Source organism: Paraburkholderia sp. GAS32 (assembly GCF_050434225.1).
In the GTDB taxonomy this organism is placed as follows: domain Bacteria; phylum Pseudomonadota; class Gammaproteobacteria; order Burkholderiales; family Burkholderiaceae; genus Paraburkholderia; species Paraburkholderia madseniana.
The window spans coordinates 120,301-137,025 of the sequence record NZ_JBNPVS010000009.1; the positions used below are offsets into that span (position 1 = coordinate 120,301).

At 61.7% G+C, this 16,725-nt stretch carries 17 protein-coding genes and 1 tRNA gene; 2 read left to right on the forward strand and 16 right to left on the reverse strand.

Going from position 1 to position 16,725, the window contains the following annotated elements; all coding sequences use genetic code 11:
* Positions 1-95: 95 nt before the first annotated feature.
* From hisC to P3T25_RS13760, 8 genes are all read right to left on the reverse strand, one after another.
* Positions 96-1,175, reverse strand: a complete 1,080-nt coding sequence (gene hisC / locus P3T25_RS13725; protein WP_429358218.1) for a histidinol-phosphate transaminase — start codon at positions 1,173-1,175, stop codon at positions 96-98.
* 63 nt (positions 1,176-1,238) lie between these two features.
* Complete coding sequence (gene pth, locus P3T25_RS13730) at positions 1,239-1,841, reverse strand: aminoacyl-tRNA hydrolase (protein WP_054035803.1); 603 nt, start codon at positions 1,839-1,841, stop codon at positions 1,239-1,241.
* A 150-nt stretch (positions 1,842-1,991) separates the two neighbouring features.
* On the reverse strand, positions 1,992-2,615 hold the full coding sequence (locus P3T25_RS13735) for a 50S ribosomal protein L25/general stress protein Ctc (RefSeq protein WP_054035805.1): 624 nt from the start codon (positions 2,613-2,615) through the stop codon (positions 1,992-1,994).
* 164 nt (positions 2,616-2,779) lie between these two features.
* Complete coding sequence (locus tag P3T25_RS13740; protein ID WP_006048037.1) at positions 2,780-3,736, reverse strand: ribose-phosphate pyrophosphokinase; 957 nt, start codon at positions 3,734-3,736, stop codon at positions 2,780-2,782.
* 45 nt (positions 3,737-3,781) lie between these two features.
* Positions 3,782-3,858: transfer RNA gene (locus tag P3T25_RS13745), tRNA-Gln, on the reverse strand.
* Between the two features lie 50 nt (positions 3,859-3,908).
* The gene (gene ispE / locus P3T25_RS13750; protein WP_429358219.1) at positions 3,909-4,790 is read right to left on the reverse strand and encodes a 4-(cytidine 5'-diphospho)-2-C-methyl-D-erythritol kinase; all 882 of its coding nucleotides are present in this window, start codon (positions 4,788-4,790) and stop codon (positions 3,909-3,911) included.
* A 73-nt stretch (positions 4,791-4,863) separates the two neighbouring features.
* Positions 4,864-5,496 carry a lipoprotein insertase outer membrane protein LolB gene (lolB, locus tag P3T25_RS13755; RefSeq protein ID WP_171925173.1) on the reverse strand — a complete coding sequence of 211 codons (633 nt, stop codon included), beginning with the start codon at positions 5,494-5,496 and terminating at the stop codon, positions 4,864-4,866.
* Positions 5,496-7,337: a tetratricopeptide repeat protein gene (locus P3T25_RS13760; protein ID WP_429358220.1), complete on the reverse strand. Its 1,842-nt coding sequence runs from the start codon at positions 7,335-7,337 to the stop codon at positions 5,496-5,498. Before P3T25_RS13760 ends, lolB begins: the two co-directional genes overlap by 1 nt.
* An 87-nt stretch (positions 7,338-7,424) precedes the next feature.
* Between P3T25_RS13760 and mutM the strand changes: the two genes are divergently transcribed.
* Positions 7,425-8,255: a bifunctional DNA-formamidopyrimidine glycosylase/DNA-(apurinic or apyrimidinic site) lyase gene (gene mutM / locus P3T25_RS13765; protein ID WP_097391234.1), complete on the forward strand. Its 831-nt coding sequence runs from the start codon at positions 7,425-7,427 to the stop codon at positions 8,253-8,255.
* A 7-nt stretch (positions 8,256-8,262) separates the two neighbouring features.
* On the forward strand, positions 8,263-9,378 hold the full coding sequence (mutY, locus tag P3T25_RS13770; RefSeq protein WP_171925175.1) for an A/G-specific adenine glycosylase: 1,116 nt from the start codon (positions 8,263-8,265) through the stop codon (positions 9,376-9,378).
* Between the two features lie 27 nt (positions 9,379-9,405).
* Here the strand turns inward: mutY and P3T25_RS13775 are convergent, their stop codons facing one another.
* From P3T25_RS13775 to lptA, 8 genes are all read right to left on the reverse strand, one after another.
* Positions 9,406-10,041, reverse strand: a complete 636-nt coding sequence (locus tag P3T25_RS13775) for an LON peptidase substrate-binding domain-containing protein (protein ID WP_154564532.1) — start codon at positions 10,039-10,041, stop codon at positions 9,406-9,408.
* Positions 10,042-10,080: 39 nt separating this feature from the next.
* Positions 10,081-10,974 carry an RNase adapter RapZ gene (gene rapZ / locus P3T25_RS13780; RefSeq protein ID WP_171925176.1) on the reverse strand — a complete coding sequence of 298 codons (894 nt, stop codon included), beginning with the start codon at positions 10,972-10,974 and terminating at the stop codon, positions 10,081-10,083.
* Between the two features lie 108 nt (positions 10,975-11,082).
* On the reverse strand, positions 11,083-12,051 hold the full coding sequence (gene hprK, locus P3T25_RS13785) for an HPr(Ser) kinase/phosphatase (protein ID WP_012431656.1): 969 nt from the start codon (positions 12,049-12,051) through the stop codon (positions 11,083-11,085).
* Between the two features lie 140 nt (positions 12,052-12,191).
* Entirely contained in the window at positions 12,192-12,707 is a 516-nt protein-coding gene (locus P3T25_RS13790; RefSeq protein ID WP_074285509.1) for a PTS sugar transporter subunit IIA, read from the reverse strand.
* Positions 12,708-13,023: 316 nt separating this feature from the next.
* Positions 13,024-13,380 (reverse strand): ribosome hibernation-promoting factor, HPF/YfiA family, encoded by a 357-nt coding sequence (gene hpf / locus P3T25_RS13795; protein ID WP_028199089.1) that lies wholly within the window; start codon positions 13,378-13,380, stop codon positions 13,024-13,026.
* A 170-nt stretch (positions 13,381-13,550) separates the two neighbouring features.
* Positions 13,551-15,068 carry an RNA polymerase factor sigma-54 gene (locus tag P3T25_RS13800; protein ID WP_171925177.1) on the reverse strand — a complete coding sequence of 506 codons (1,518 nt, stop codon included), beginning with the start codon at positions 15,066-15,068 and terminating at the stop codon, positions 13,551-13,553.
* A gap of 184 nt (positions 15,069-15,252) precedes the next feature.
* Complete coding sequence (lptB, locus tag P3T25_RS13805; protein WP_168435917.1) at positions 15,253-16,038, reverse strand: LPS export ABC transporter ATP-binding protein; 786 nt, start codon at positions 16,036-16,038, stop codon at positions 15,253-15,255.
* Positions 16,035-16,706, reverse strand: coding sequence for a lipopolysaccharide transport periplasmic protein LptA (gene lptA, locus P3T25_RS13810; protein WP_154565559.1), 672 nt, complete (start codon positions 16,704-16,706; stop codon positions 16,035-16,037). Before lptA ends, lptB begins: the two co-directional genes overlap by 4 nt.
* Positions 16,707-16,725 lie beyond the last annotated feature (19 nt).

Consider the following 16,725-nt stretch of genomic DNA (forward strand, 5'->3'; position numbering starts at 1 on the left):
AGCGGCGAGGCGTCTGCCTCGCCGTTTTCTTTAGCGGCAACGCTTTGTGTCGCGCGCGAGGTTGTCCCGCGCGTTGTCCGACCGCTATTCGACCGTCATCCGACGTAAGCGCTGAAAATGTCGCGCAACGCGTCCAGCAGAATGTCGCATTCGGCGCCGGTGCCAACCGAGATTCGCAGATGCTGGTCGATTCGCGCCGCCTTGAAGTGGCGCACGAAAATATCCTTTTCCCATAGCCGTGCCACGAGCGTCGCTGCGTCGTAGCCTTCGTGGCGCGCGAACAGCAGATTCGCCGCCGACGGCACCACCTCGAAGCCCAGTGCCGTCAAACCGGCTGCCAACCGCTCACGGCTTGCAATCACTTTGGCGCAGGTGTCACGGAACCATGCATCGTCCTCATATGCAGCGACGGCCGCGACTTGCGCCAGACGGTCGAGCGGATACGAGTTGAAGCTGTCCTTCACGCGGTTCAGTGCGTCGATCAGTTCCGGATTGCCGAACGCGAAGCCTACGCGCATGCCGGCCAGCGAACGCGACTTCGATACCGTTTGAATCACCAGCAGGTTGGGATAACGGTCGATCAGCGTGACGGCCGATTCAGCGCCGAAATCGACATAGGCCTCGTCGATCACCACGACCGATTCGGTGTTTCTCGCTACCAGACGCTCGATATCGGCGAGCGGCAGCGGTCGTCCGGTCGGCGCGTTCGGGTTCGGGAACAGGACGCCGCCGTTTGGCGCCATGTAGTCGTCGACATGGATGGCGAAGCTGTCGTCGAGTGCGATGGTCCGATAGTCGACTTCAAAGAGCCGCGCGTAGGTCGGGTAGAAGCTGTATGTGATATCCGGAAACAGCAACGGTTTGTCGTGCTTCAGCAAGGCCTGAAAGGTGAGCGCGAGCACTTCGTCCGAGCCGTTGCCCGCGAACACCTGTTCCGGGCGGATGCCGTGGTATGCGGCTACCGTTTCGCGTAACTTGCGCGCTGTCGGATCGGGATAACGCCGCAGCGACTCGCCCGCGCCGCCCAGTTCCTGCCGGATCGCGTCAAGCACGCGCGGCGACGGCGGATAGGGATTCTCGTTGGTGTTCAGCTTGACAGGATGCGCAACCACGGGCTGCTCGCCCGGCACATACGGCGTCAGACGGTGAACGATGTCACTCCAGTAGCGGCTCAAGCGATTTCTCCTGTCGATGGCGATACGGGCGATACGGGCGAAGCGGATGCGGGCAGGGCCCGCTCAGGGATTGCGGTGCAGTTGCATCATCGCCCGCTCGAGTTCGCCCTTGATGATCTGCGGCATGACTGCCAACGCGCGTTCGATCGACGCATCGATCACGTCCTGCTCTTCCCGCCGCGGCGGTTTTAGCACGTAATTGGCGACGTCCGGCTTGGCGCCGGCGCGCGCACTTTCGGGAATCAGGTCGCGCGGATGGCCGATGCCGATCCGCAGCCGCCAATACTGTTGCGATGACAGATGCGCGGTGATGTCCTTTAGCCCGTTATGGCCGCCGCTGCCGCCACCGAGCTTCAGCTTGACGCTGCCGGGCGGCATATCGAGCTCGTCGTGCGCGACCAGAATTTCGTCCGGAAGAATCTTGAAGAACTGCGCGAGCGCGACAACCGACTGCCCCGAGCGGTTCATATAAGTCTGCGGTTGCAGCAGATGCACTTCTTCGCCATGAAGTCGGGCCTTCGCGTAGAAACCGTGAAAGCGCCGCTCGTCGCGCAGTGTTGTGCCTGCTTCGCGCGCTAGTTGATCGACCAGCCAGAAGCCGGCATTGTGGCGCGTCGCGGTGTATTCAGCGCCCGGATTGCCGAGCCCGACGATCAGCTTGATCATGATTGCATAGGTCCATCTGGCCTCGGCGCCGAACGCGGCCGAGCCGAAAAAAACCGAAAAAAAACCCGCCGGGGCGAACCTCGGCGGGTCACATCGACCGTTTCATTGAAACGGATCGAGAGGATTGCTTGCTCAGTGCCAAGAAGGCCCTTAGGCAGCCGGCGTTTCGCCTTCGCCTGCAGCAGCAGCGGCGTCGCCTTCAGCGATTGCGCCAGCCGGGATCGTTGCCGATGCGACGACCGGGTTTTCTGCGTCAACGTGAGCAACCAGTGCCACGCCTGCCGGCAGGACGATGTCCTTGGCGTGCAGCGAGTGACCAGCTTCGATCGTCGCCAGGTCAACTTCGAGGAATTCCGGCAGTGCCGACGGCAGGCACTCGATTTCGATTTCGTTGAGGACGTGCGAGATCACCGCGCTCGACAGCTTCACTGCCGGGTTGGTTTCCTGGTTCATGAAGTGCAGCGGCACCTTGGTGTGCAGCTTCTTCTTCGCGTCGACACGTTGGAAGTCCACGTGCAGCACGAGCTGACGGAACGGGTGGTATTGCACGTCGCGCAGCAGAACCTGTTGCGACTTGCCTGCCACTTCCAGTTCGAGGATCGACGAGTGGAAAACTTCTTTCTTCAGCGCGTGCCAGAGTGCGTTGTGGTCCAGTTCGACCAATTGCGTTTCAGCACCAGCGCCATATACGATGCCCGGGGTCTTACCCGAGATACGCAGGCGGCGGCTCGCACCCGTACCTTGCAAGGAACGCTCGAAAGCGACTACTTTCATATTGAATCTCCAATGCACTGCCCGCGACCAGGCAGTAAAAACGGGGCCTCCAAGCCATTACGGCTGAGGCCCCAGAGCGATGGCACGAACCTTCGTTCGTTCATGCCAATTGTGCAAAAGTGCAGCGTGCGGTACTGCTATGCGCGCTGCGCCTTCGCAAATACTTAACTTTCAGCGAACAGCGACATCACCGAATCGCCGCGGCGAATCCGCGAGAACGTTTCGGCGAGCAGGCCGGCGCTGGTCAGCGAACGGATCTTGGCGCACGAGCGGGCTTCTTCGCCGAGCGGGATCGTATCGGTAACAACGAGTTCATCGAGTGCCGAAGCTGCAATGCGCTCGCCTGCACCGCCCGACAGAACCGGGTGGGTGGCGTAAGCGAATACCTGCTTCGCACCGCGTTCCTTCAAAACCTGAGCTGCCTTGCAAAGCGTGCCTGCCGTGTCGACCATGTCATCCATGATGACGCAGGTGCGGCCTTCGACTTCACCGATGATGTTCATCACTTCGGCAACGTTCGCCTTCGGGCGGCGTTTGTCGATGATCGCGAGATCGCAATTCAGTTGCTTGGCCAATGCACGGGCGCGCACCACGCCGCCGACGTCCGGCGAAACGACCAGCAGGTTCTCGTAGTTCTGCTTGCGCAGATCGCCGAGCAGCACGGGCGTAGCGTAGATATTGTCGACCGGGATGTCGAAGAAGCCTTGAATCTGGTCGGCGTGCAGATCCATCGTAATGATCCGCTCGACGCCGGCGATTTCCAGCATATTCGCCACGATCTTCGCCGAGATGGCGACGCGCGCCGAACGCGGGCGTCGATCTTGACGGGCATAACCGAAGTAGGGGATGGCTGCGGTGATCCGGCCGGCGGATGCGCGCTTGAGCGCATCGACCATGATCATCAGTTCCATCAGATTGTCATTCGCCGGCGCGCACGTGGATTGCAGGACGAAGACATCCTTGCCACGCACGTTTTCCTGAATCTCGACCTGGATTTCACCGTCCGAGAAACGGCTAACCATTGCTTTGCCGAGGGGAATACCGAGGATTTTGACGACTTCCTGTGCAAGCGCGGGATTTGCGTTGCCAGTAAAAACCATCAGGCCGTCATGGCTGCTCATCGTGCACCTACTTCAGGCTGGGGGCGAGGGAAATGCGAGAATTTTTGGCAGGGGAGGAAGGAGTCGAACCTTCGAATGCCGGAATCAAAATCCGGTGCCTTAACCAACTTGGCGACTCCCCTACACTAACTTTGAGCTTCACCGAACGAGGGAACGTTCGACGAGGCAAAACTTATGACGCGAAAGTAAAGAGTGGATGCTGATCGAGACTTGCAGTTACTGCGCTGTTCCATTCGCTAGGCAGTTTGGCTTGCGCCGCTTCTGCTTCAGCTTTGCTACGGAACGCTGCAAATACACTTGCACCTGATCCAGACATCCGCGCGGGTGCGATGTCTTCAAACCATCGCAGCACTTGCGCTACTTCCGCGTATTTTCCCACGACAACCTGCTGCATGTCATTGCGGCCGAAACTTTCTGGCCATTCAGTGTTGCAGCTAAGTTCTGCAGGAAAGTCCGTAATTATGAGGGGTTTCGAATCTCTTGTCAACGCTTTTTCGGAAAAAATCGCTGCAGTTGGAACGTGAACCCTCGGTGTCACCACCAGGAAATGGCGCGGCGGCAATTGTACAACGTCTAAAGCCTCTCCGACACCCTGTGCGAACGCATTTTTCCCAAAAACAAAAAATGGCACGTCCGCACCGAGTTTCAACGCCAGCGCCTGCAACTCCAGTCGTGGCAAATCGAGCTTCCAGAGACGGTTCAGCGCGAGCAGCGTGGTGGCCGCATCGGAGCTGCCGCCGCCCAGGCCAGCGCCCATCGGCAGGCGCTTGTCGATTTCGATATCGACACCCGCGGGCGAGCCGGTATGCGCTTTCAGGAGCGTTGCTGCGCGCACGGTGAGATCGTGTTCCGGCGGCACGTCGGCGATTTCGGTGCTGCGTGTGATGAGGCCGTCGTCGCGCCGCTTGAAGTGCAGGATGTCGCCCCAGTCGAGCAACTGGAAGACGGTTTGCAGCGTGTGATAGCCGTCCGGCCGGCGGCCGGTGATGTGCAGGAAGAGGTTCAGTTTCGCTGGCGCGAGGCAATCGCGCAGCGAATCGGTCGTTTCAATCATGGGTCAGGGCTACATGCGCCATAGCGGCGCCGAAGAAGCGGCAAGGGTTGCGCGAACAGGCGCGGCTACTGAACTACTGATCCAGCACGAGCTTGATGTCGAGCGGCGGTTCCGCGCGGCTCAGGTTCAAGCGCTTCACACCAGTGGCCGGCGCGTCGGCATACGCGAGGTAGTCGATCGTCCAGCCGTCCTGCGTGATCTGCTTTAGACGCGAAGGCTGTTGCGGATCCTGCTCGGTCTTCGCGCGCGAAGTCGGCGCCGGCGAAGGCTGCAGCCAGTAGCGCAGCCCTTCGACCGGCAACGTGAAGCCGAGCGCGTTCTGCATCAGCGTGGAGACGTTGTCGGCGGTGAGCGGTTGGCGGTTCGGCAGTTCGAGCGTAGCCGAAGCCGGCGACGAGGTCACGATCGCCAGTGTCTGGCCGAGCGGATTGCGCAATTGCAGAGTGACCGTGTCACCCGTTTCCTGCCAGGAGAAGTTGCCATAGGCATTGCGCTGCTGGCCGTTCTGATCGTTGTACTGGACCGCGAAACGGCCTTGATAAGCACGCGAGGTCTGTGCGGTGACGGACGTTGCCGCATTCGACGTGGACGGCCCTTGCGGCTTAACCGATGCACAACCAGCCAACGCGACAACCGCTGCCGCTACGAATCCGAGCGCCGCGCCACGCGGCGCCCGGGTATAGGAGATCAAGCGGGAAAGACGCATCAAAGATCGTTTACCTGAAGACGTTGCAGCGTTTTAACCAGGGTGTCGTTGTCCGGTTCGAGCTTGCGCGCGTCGCGGAAAGCGGCGCGAGCCTGATCCTGCGCGCCGGTTTTCCACAGCACTTCGCCGAGATGCGCACCGATTTCGGCGTTCGGCTGGAGGTCGTACGCTTTGCGCAGCAGCTTGATGGCATCCGACGTATCGCCCATCCGGTACTTGACCCAGCCGACGCTGTCCATGATGAACGCGTCGTTCGGCGCCAGCGCCGAGGCCTTCTCGACCAGTTTGTCCGCTTCCGAGAGGCGCTGATTGCGATCGGCCAGCGAATAGCCGAGCGCGTTATAAGCCTGCGGATTGTCCGGCTGCGTCTGGATCAGCTTGCGCAGTTGCGCTTCCATGACATCGTAGTGGCCGGTTTTTTCGGCGGCCATGGCGTAGTCGTAGGTCAGATCGGGATCGTCCGGGAAATTCGCGGTGGCTTGTTGCAGGCGTGTTTCCGCTTCCGGATAGCGCTTCGCGTCGAACAGAATGGCTGCGTCGGTGCGTGCAATCAACGCCTGGTCGCGCGGATCGGGCGCCTGCAGGTTGGCCAGCAGCTTGCGCGCGTCTTCAGTCTTGCCCTGCTTGGCGAGCAATTGTGCCCGCGTGATCTGCGCCGGCACGAATTGCTGGCTGGCTGGTGAAACCTTGTTCAGCCAGTCGCTCGCCGCCGCTTCGTTCTTCTGTTCGAGCGACAGTTGCGCAAGATAGATATACGCCTGGCCCGGATCGGCGCCTGGCGTCTTTTCGGCTTGCTGCGCGTACTGGGTCAGATAGGTCTGCGCCTCGGTGAAATTCTTCTGCTGGATCTTGATCAGCGCGAGCGCCATCAGCGGCGTGAGGTCGGTCGCGTTGTTCTTGTGCATGATCTCGAACTGCTTCTGCGCGTCGTCCAGACGGTCGCTCGCGAGATACATCTGCGCGAGCGCGAGACGCGCGTCATGCGATTTCGGATTCTGCTGCACGTACTTTTCGAGCGACGCGATGCCTTCCTTGCGCTCCTCCGGGCCCATCTGCGACAGCATCAGCGCGGCCGGCAAATAGTCCGGCTTGAGCGTGAGCGCCTGCTCGAGCGACTTGCGCGCGCCCGGTGCGTCGTCCGAAACGAGCTGCTGGCGCGCGATGGCCATCTGCGCCTCGGGCCGGTTCAGGTCGTTCTTCAGCAGATCTTGCAGCACATGCAAGCCACCGATCCGGTTCGGACCGCGCGAGAGCAGCAACTGCAGCGCCAGAATCGCGCTGCCGCGATTGTCGGCCGGCACTCTCGCGAGTTCACGGGCGAGGATCGGCGCGGCGTCGTCAGGCTTGCCGGACAGCACGAGCAGCGATGCGTCGAGTTGTGCGGCGCGTTCCGAATCCGGCGCATACTGCTGCCACAATTGCGCGGCGGCCAACGCGTCCGACGGGCTTTGCGCGGCCAGCGCGATTTCCGTGGCGCGTTGCGCCATGCGCGGATCATGCGTGTCGCGTGCGAGCGCGAGGTAGGTCTGGTAGGCGGGCGCCGGCTGGTCGCGTTGCAAGGCGACTTCAGCGGCGAGCACCTGGAATACGATCTGGCTGGACAGCGGCACGCCCGGCAGAGACTTCTGGTCTTCTGCCGTTGCCGGGCCGAGCGGGTCCGGCAGGGTGACGGACGTGTCATCCGAGTCGGGCGACGGGTTCTGCGCGTGCGCGGGCACGGCTGCCAGCGCCCAGACGGCGAGCACGGCGGCACCGAGCATGCGACGAGCGGACACGGCGTGCGGCACGCGGGATGCGCTAGCCGGGCGCTTCGAAAACAGCTTCACGAAGGACAAGTTCATGGAAATCCGTTCAATGTTTCGGACGATTGTAACGCGCTCGCTACAATAAGCGCACAACCACTCACGCAAGTTGCAGACCAGTTAGACATGCCAGAGTTGCCAGAAGTTGAGGTTACCCGAAGGGGAATCGAACCGTATGTGTCCGGGCGCAAGGTTGAACGCGTCGATGTACGTACGCCCGCGCTGCGTTGGCCGATTCCGGCGGACCTTGCGAAAACCTTGCGTGGCAGCGTGGTGCGCAAGGTCGAACGGCGGGGCAAGTATCTGCTGTTCGAAATCGACGCCGGCTGGTTCATTGTGCATCTGGGCATGACCGGCACGCTGCGTGTGCTGCGCCATGTGCCGCGTCCACCCGCTGCGGCGAAGCACGATCACATCGACTGGATTTTCGACGAGTTCATTTTGCGCTATCGCGATCCGCGGCGCTTCGGCGCGGTGCTGTGGCACCCGCGCGAAGCCGGCGACGTGCTCGAACATCCGCTGCTCGCGGGCCTCGGCGTCGAGCCATTTTCGCCTGCGTTTTCCGGCGCGTTGATGCACCGGCTCACGCGTGGGCGCAAGGTGTCGGTGAAGCAGGCGCTGCTGGCAGGGGAAATCGTGGTCGGCGTGGGTAATATCTACGCATCCGAAAGTCTCTTTCGCGCCGGTATCCGGCCCACCACCGCAGCGGGCCGCGTCTCGCTCGTGCGCTACGATCTGCTGGCCGACGCGGTGCGCGTCACGCTCGCCGCAGCGATCGAGAAGGGCGGCAGCACGCTGCGCGATTTCGTCGGCAGCGATGGCGAAAGCGGTTACTTCCAGCTCGACTATTTCGTCTATGATCGCGCGGGGCTGCCATGCCGCGTGTGTGGAACGCCGATCAAACAGATCGTGCAGGGGCAGCGTTCTACGTATTTCTGTCCCACCTGCCAGCGCTAAATTTTCGATGCCTTCTCGTATAAGCCCGTCCGCCTCGTCCGTTACGCCCGCTTTTCCCGTCATGTCTGATTTTTCCACGCGGCTGATTGCATGGCAGCGCCAGCATGGCCGTCATGACCTGCCCTGGCAGAACACGCGCGATCCGTATCGCATCTGGCTGTCGGAAATCATGCTGCAGCAGACCCAGGTATCGACGGTGATTCCGTACTACGCCAAGTTTCTTGCGCGTTGTCCGGATGTTGCCTCGCTCGCCGCGGCGCCGGCAGACGACGTGATGGCGTTGTGGGCCGGCCTCGGCTATTACTCGCGCGCACGCAATCTGCATCGCTGCGCGCAGGTGGTCGTCGAGCAGCATGGCGGTGCGTTTCCCGCGTCGGCGGACGAGCTTGCTGAATTGCCGGGCATCGGTCGCTCGACGGCAGCGGCGATCGCCTCTTTCGCGTTTGGCGCGCGCGCCACGATTCTCGACGGTAACGTGAAGCGCGTGTTGGCACGCGTATTCGGCGTTGAAGGTTTTCCGGGCGAAAAGAAAGTCGAGAATGCGATGTGGACGCTGGCGGAATCGCTGCTCCCGTCCAACGCATCGGACGACGATGTCAGTGCATATACGCAAGGCCTGATGGACCTCGGCGCAACGCTGTGCGTGCGCGGCAAGCCGGATTGCCTGCGCTGCCCGTTCGCCGCCGACTGCGTGGCCAACGTGAGCGGACGTCAGCGTGAACTGCCCACGGCACGACCGAAAAAAGCCGTGCCGACGCGCCGCACATGGATGCTGGTGCTGCGCGACGGTAACGCCGTGATGCTGGAAAAGCGCCCGCCCTCGGGCATCTGGGGTGGCTTGTGGAGCCTGCCCGAAGCTGCTGACGAAGCCGCGCTCGCCGAGCGTGCGCGTGCCTTCGGTGGCGACGGAGCGGTCTCGCCGCTCGCGCCGCTCACGCACGTCTTCACGCATTTCAAGCTGGATATCGAGCCGCGGCTCGCTGAGTTGGATCGCGGCGTGGGCGCATTGGCTGCGCTTAACGACGCGGACACTGCATGGGTCGCGTTAAGCGATCTCGATTCGTTCGGTGTGCCCGCGCCGGTGCGCAAACTACTGGATAGTCTGCACGGCTCGCTGATCTAGCCAGCCCCGAGCCGAAAGCACGTTAAATCAAAGCAACTGATGCTGCTGCATATAGTGATGAACCACGTCGATTCGCGCGCCGGCGTCCTGCAACTCCATCAACTTTTGCCTTGCACGAAGGGCGATCGGCAACACTTCCGCGAGCCGGTTCGACACCCATGACGGATCTTCAAGCCTGAACGGTTCCGCGAACGGCAAGCTGTCCGGGTCGCGTTCGCGGATCGTGGCGATGATCCGTTCGAGCACTTCCGCGCACGCACCGAATTTGGCCAGTTGTTCATTGCCCTCGAGCGGGATGTCTTCTCCGAGCGGCTCAGCCATGCCGACCAGCAAGCCGCTGCTCTCCACGCGATGCGACAGCAGGCGAAACCGCCGCGTGCCACGTGCCCGAATCAGCAGCATGCCGAAGGCTTCGACATCGCACTCTTCGATTTCGGCGAGACAGCCAATTGCTTCGGGTACCGAAGGCTCTTCTTCGCGCGCCACTTCGGCACCGCTTTTCAGCAGACACACACCGAACGGCGTTTTTTCACGCAGACAATCGCGCGCCATATCGAGGTAGCGCGCCTCGAAGATTTTCAGGGGCAGCAGCCCGTCAGGGAACAGCACCGTATGCAGCGGAAATAGCGGCACATCGGCAAGCACAGTAGGCGTAGAAGACATGGCGCAACGCTTCGAGTTGAGGCCGCGCGATGCGGCCGGTTAAGCCACTAACTTCGATGATTCGCCGATGTCCACCGGCGCATCGCGGTGCCGCACAATGACATTCGCCGACGTTGCGAGACGCGCGGCGAGCGTCTCAGCAATGAATACCGAGCGGTGCTGGCCGCCCGTACAACCGATCGCGACCGTCAGATAACTGCGGTTGTCGTCACGGAAATGCGGCAACCATTTGGCGAGAAATTTTTCGATGTCGTCGATCATTTCATGCACGACCGGCAGCGCGTCGAGAAAATCCCGCACCGGTTGGTCGAGGCCTGTGAGCGGCCGCAATTCGTGATCGTAGTATGGGTTCGGCAGCGTGCGTACGTCGAAAACATAATCGGCGTCGAGCGGCACGCCGCGTTTAAAGCCGAAGGACTCGAACATCAGCACGAGCCCCGCGTCTTCCTGCTCGATGAAGCGTTTGACCCACGCACGCAGCACGTTCGCGCGCAGATTGCTGGTGTCGATCTGATGGCCGAATTCGGCGAGGCCCGCCACGAGTTCGCGTTCGCGTTCGATCGCTTCGGCGAGCGACGTCAACAGGCCGACGTCTGCATCATGCGCCGTGGAGCCGGACAGCGGATGGCGGCGGCGTGTTTCGGAAAAGCGTTGAATCAGTGACTGCGTGCTTGCGTTCAGGAAGAGCACGCGCACGTCGTGGGCGCGCGACACGTCGCGGATCATCGCGGGCATTTCGTCGAGCGAAGCGCTCGAGCGCGCGTCGATGGCGACCGCGAGGCGTTCCTGGCCGTCGTCGGCGAGATAGTTGGCCAGTTGCGGCAAAAAACGCGGCGGCAGATTGTCGACGCAGTAATAGCCTGCGTCTTCAAGCGCGTTCAGGGCAACTGATTTGCCGGAGCCGGAAATACCGGTGATCAGGATTATGCGCATGGAGTCGTGAAATCCGTACAGTTCATCATAGCATCTGGTCCCCGTGTGCGCGCCGTCGCAGCCTGCCGTTGGCTGCGGACGTCACACGGTGCGCGGGGGCGCGCGGATTCAGATCAATTTGCCGGGAAACTGGCTGTCCGGGTCCTGCATGGCCAGACGCTGGCGATCCATGAAGTCGCGCAGCGTATCGATGCCGCGCAGTTGCAGGATCGTGTTGCGCACGGCCGCTTCGACCAGAACCGCGAGGTTGCGGCCGGCCGCAACCTGAATCGTGACTTTGCTGATCGGCAAGCCGAGCACGTCGACGGTTTGACTTTCCAGCGGCAGCCGCTGGAATTCGCCATCCGGACGGCGCACCAGTTGCACGATCAGTTTCAGTTTCATTTTGCGGCGCACCGCGGTTTCACCGAAGATCGTCTTGATGTCGAGCAGGCCCAGACCGCGCACTTCAAGCAGGTTTTGCAGCAGCGGCGGGCAGCGCCCTTCGACAAAATCCGGCCCAAGGCGCACGAAATCCACGGCGTCGTCGGCGACAAGGCCGTGGCCGCGGCTGATCAGTTCCAGCCCGAGTTCGCTCTTGCCGAGGCCGGAATCGCCGGTGAGCAGCACGCCCATACCGAGAATGTCGAGAAACACGCCATGCAGCGTGGCGCGCGGCGCCAGAATGCGCGACATGTAGAGGCGCAGGCTGTCGATCACCGCAGCGGCGGACATCGGCGTGGTGAAAAGCGGCGTGGACGAGCGCGTGCAGCGCAGCACCAGTTCCGGCGGCGCGGCGACGCCGCCCGCCACCACCAGAAACGGCGGTTCCAACGCGATCAGCTCGGCCATGTGGCGCGAGCGGTCTTCGTCGGTTTGGCGCTTGTAGTAGTCGATTTCGGCGTCGCCGAGCACCTGAATCCGGTTCGGGTGGATCAGGTTCAAGTGGCCGACGAGGTCGGCGCTCGACGTGGCATTGGCCACCGATTCCGAAGAAAAGCCGCGCTCCCAGCCTTCATGCCCCGTCAGCCAGCTCAACTTCAGCATGGCGGCGTTGTCGTCGAAAATGCTCTGGGCGTTGATGCTGGACGTATCCATGAGTCGGTGACTCCCGTGTGGACCGCTTGCTTGGGAAAGGATGCGGCCTCGTTAACGCGGACCGCGCACCTCGCCTGGCTGTACCCGCCTGCAGGCGGGAAGCCGGGTGAATAGGCGACGTGCGGATAACCGCCGATGCATCAAGGTTGCCACTGAGTGAGCAGGCGATGCAACGATTCGCGGTCTTCTTCCGTGTGCAGGCGCTCGCGGGCTTCGCGATCGGACAGCAACTGGGCGATTTCCGAGAGAATTTCGAGGTGCTGCTGGGTGGCCTGCTCGGGCACGAGCAGGAAGATCAGCAGCGAGACCGGCTGACCGTCGGGCGATTCGAAGGGGATGGGTTCGGCAAGGCGGACGAATGCGGCGAGCGGCTGCTTCAAGCCTTTGATCCGGCCATGCGGAATCGCGACGCCTTCACCAAGCCCCGTCGATCCGAGGCGCTCGCGCGCAAACAGATTGTCAGTGACCGTGCTACGGGCGATGCCGTTCTGGTTCTCGAAGATCAGGCCCGCTTGCTCGAACACGCGCTTCTTGCTGGTGACCGATAGTCCGACGACGACGTTCTCGAGGGGAAGAAATTTGGCTAAACGATTCATGTTGACAGGCGAAAACGTGGCCTGGGTTCTCCTCGCTGGGGCGTTTGAGTGATGTTCCATTCGTTTGAGGCTCACGGCGACGTGCGTTGGAGTCCGAAAGCGCAGGACTCCGGCCGACCGATTTCCGTTTGAGCTAACTTGACCCCGATGGTAACCGGAACATTATAGAACAGGGTAGCCACGGATGGTGCGGCGCGCCATCCATGCATCATGGGTTTCTTCGCAGGATTGATCCGGTTTGCGCGGCTGCCTGAAAAAGGCGCCCTGAAACGAAAAACCGCCCGGTCTCGGGCGGTTTGGCTGGGGATACGCAAATGCGGGCAAATGCGGGCGAATGAGGAAAACGAAGGAAAGTAAACAGACCTTCTAATCTTCCTTATTGCGGCGGCACGTCCAGTAGCGGCGCCGGCTGGTACTTGATTGCATCGTGCTGATGGCCTTGCAGGCGATCCTTATGGCGTATCACTTGCCGGTCGAGCTTGTCGATCATCAGATCGATCGCAGCGTAGAGATCGCTGTCACAGCTCTCGACGAAGATATCTTTGCCCTTCAGATGCAGGTTGATTTCAACCTTTTGACGCTTTTCCTTTTCCTTGTGGTTGTCGACCGAGAGGACCACACTGCCGTCGATGACCTGATCAAAATGTCTTAGCACCCTATCCAGTTTGGTGATCACGTATTCGCGCAACGCAGGCGTTACTTCGAGGTGGTGTCCACTGATCTGCAGATTCATAGTGCTTCTCCAAGCTAGAGGCCGCTTGTTCCGCACGATGACGAAGGTCCGGTCGATCTGTCGGCTTGCCTGAGTCGCCCCCCGGTGACTGACTTCTGGCAGGTCGCATCGGCCGGCCTGTCCGCCAACTGCGGAGCGGCCGGTAAATGCCCGTCGCGGGAGGCGGCGGGCTACAGAGACTTGCGCAGGTTGACTGCCGGAATCTTGAGGGCCTCGCGATACTTCGCAACGGTACGCCGTGCGACCACGAAGCCCTGTTCCGCCAGCAGTTCGGCTATGCGGCTGTCTGAAAGAGGAGATTTCGGGTTTTCCGCTCCTATCAGTTGCTTGATGAGCGCGCGAATCGCTGTGGAAGACGCCGCGCCGCCCGTGTCAGTCGAAACGTGTGATCCGAAGAAGTACTTAAATTCAAGCGTCCCGAATGGGGTCAGCATGTATTTACCGGTTGTCACACGGGAGACAGTTGACTCGTGTAGGCCCAGCGTATCAGCAATTTCTCGCAAAACCAAGGGGCGCATGGCAATTTCGCCATGGACAAAAAAGCTCTTTTGACGCTCGACAATGGCTTGCGCGACCCTGAGGATCGTTTCGAAACGCTGCTGGATATTTTTGATCAGCCAGCGTGCTTCCTGCAGTTGCTGGCGCAACGATCCGCTGCCCGGATCGCCCCGGTTATTGCGCAGAATATTCGCGTACAGATGGTTGATGCGCAGCTTGGGCACCACCTCCGGATTCAGCTCTGCCTGCCAGCCCTGTGCCGTTTTGCGCACCATGATGTCCGGCACGACATAGTCCGCTTCCGCCTTGCCGTAAGCGGCGCCGGGAAACGGCTCGAGCGAGCGGATCAACACATGCGCATCGCGTAGATCGTCGTCGTTCGCCTTCAGGTGTTTGCGCAGGCGCGTGAAATCGCGCGCCGCGAGCAGTTCCAGATGATGGGCGACGATGTCGAGCGCAAGCGTGCGCGTAGACGACTGTTCGAGCCGCAGCAATTGCAGCTTGAGGCACTCGGATGCGGAGCGCGCGCCGACCCCTGCCGGGTCGAAGCTATGCAGCAGCGCAAGCGCGGCATTCATTTCGTCGAGATCGACCTCGAGCTCTTCGGGCAGGTCGGTCAGCACTTCCTCGAGCGTGGCGGCAAGATAGCCGTCGTCGTCGAGCGATTCGATCAGGAAGGTGATCAGCGCGCGGTCGCGCTGGCTCGCCTGGGTGACGCGAAGTTGCGCCATCAGGTGATCGCGCAGCGAGGTGCTCGATTCGTGGATTTGCAGCGGCGGCAGATCGTCGTCGTCTGAGGCGTTGCCGGAGCGGCCGTAGTCGCCAAGATCCCATTGCGACGCGTCGCCGTTGTTGTCGCTCGCGAGGCCGTTGTATTCGTCGACACCCTGCGGCTCGCCGTTCTCGGCGCGCTCGCTGCTGCTGGTGGACGAAGACGACGTATTGCCGCCCATCTGGTCGGGCGGTGGGGAGGAATTGGGCGCCTGGGTGATCAGCGAGCCGTCGGCCGCCACGCGCAGGGGACTCGCGATCCAGTCGTCCTCATTCTCGAGGAGCGGATTCTGCGAGATCGCCATTGCGACTTCCTGCTGCAGTTCGAGCGTGGACAGCTGAAGCAGCCGGATGGACTGCTGCAGTTGCGGGGTCAGCGCAAGATGCTGCGATAGGCGGAGTTGGAGGCTGGCTTTCATGGCAAGTTGAGATTCATTGTAGAGAGTTTGCCACGACCGCGATACATTGCGACACTCGCAATTACGCGTGCGCCCGTTTCGGCGGCGCTGGGCGCGGGACAGCCCAGGTCAAAAATGCTGATGTGCGGATGCCGCAAAGGGTCCGGCGGATGCATGCTCGCACCGCCGGCAATCCTTTGTGCACTTACATGCGGAAGTGCTCGCCCAGATAGACGCGCCGCACGCTTTCGTTTTCGATGATGTCGCTCGGCGCACCGGCGGCCAGCACGCTGCCGTCGCTGATGATGTAGGCGTGATCACAGATGCCGAGGGTTTCGCGCACGTTGTGGTCGGTGATCAGCACGCCGATATTGCGCTGCTTCAGAAACTTGACGATCTTCTGGATTTCCAGCACCGCGATCGGATCGACGCCCGCGAACGGTTCGTCGAGCAGAATAAAGCTCGGATTGGTGGCCAGCGCACGGGCAATTTCAACCCGCCGGCGCTCGCCACCCGACAGCGACAGCGCCGGATTTTCACGCAGGTGAGCGATCTGCAGTTCGTCGAGCAAGGCTTCAGTGCGGTTCGTGATCGTGTCCTTGCTGAGCCGCTTGCCGTTGTCTTCGACCTGCAATTCCAGCACCGCGCGAATGTTTTCCTCGACGCTGAGCTTGCGGAACACCGACGCTTCCTGCGGCAGATACGACAAGCCCAATGACGCACGCTTGTGAATCGGCAGCAAGCTGATCGACTTGCCGTCCAGGTCGATTTCACCCGCATCGAGCGGCACGAGGCCGACGATCATATAGAACGAGGTGGTCTTGCCGGCGCCGTTGGGGCCGAGCAGGCCGACCACTTCGCCGCTTTTCACGTCGAGCGAGACGTCTTTGACGACCGTGCGTGAGCCGTAGCGCTTCTTCAGGTTGCGGACCGCCAGCGAACTGCTGGTGCCGGCCGGTTTGCGATTCGGGAGGGACGCGGAGGAACTCACTGGTTCGGTGCTCCCTGGATCGTGGTGGACGGCGCGAGCGTGGCCGACGCGCCGTTCAAGGGCGCTGCGCCGCCATTGCGTGGCGCCAGCATGGCGCGCACGCGGCCGGTCGGGTTGCCCGGGCCGGCGACGTCCTTACCCGCCTTCGCGGTGTAGAAGTCGCTCTGGCCGTCATAGGTAATGACGCTGCCGTGCACCTGGTCCATCACCGTCGAGAGGCCTTGCAGGCGCTTGACGGTGGCGTTGGTGGTGAGCGTGGTCAGATCCTGCTTGCCGTCGTAGTCGATCCGGATGGCCGTGCCTTCGATGTATTCATCGAGGCCTTCGCGCTTCTGGCGGAAATACGACAGATTGCCGCCGCTCGACGTGCCGGTGGCGTACTGGTAGCCCTGCGGATCTTGCGTCACTTCGACCCGATCGGCCCTGATCACGATCGTGCCTTTGGTGGCGACCACGTGGCCGGTGAAGATATTGACCTGTTTGAGGTCGTCGTAAGTCATATTGTCCGCTTCGACGTTCAGCGGCTTGTCCTTGTCGGCGCGGTCGGCGTGCGCAAGCGGCGCGAAGCCGGCAAGCGGCAGCGCGACAATCAGCGCAGCGAGTCCGGCGCGGCACGCGGACAGGGTGCGCGAGCGGCCGGTATCAAAACGGGGGAACGATTCGTTCATGCAGTCACGCCTGGAATGG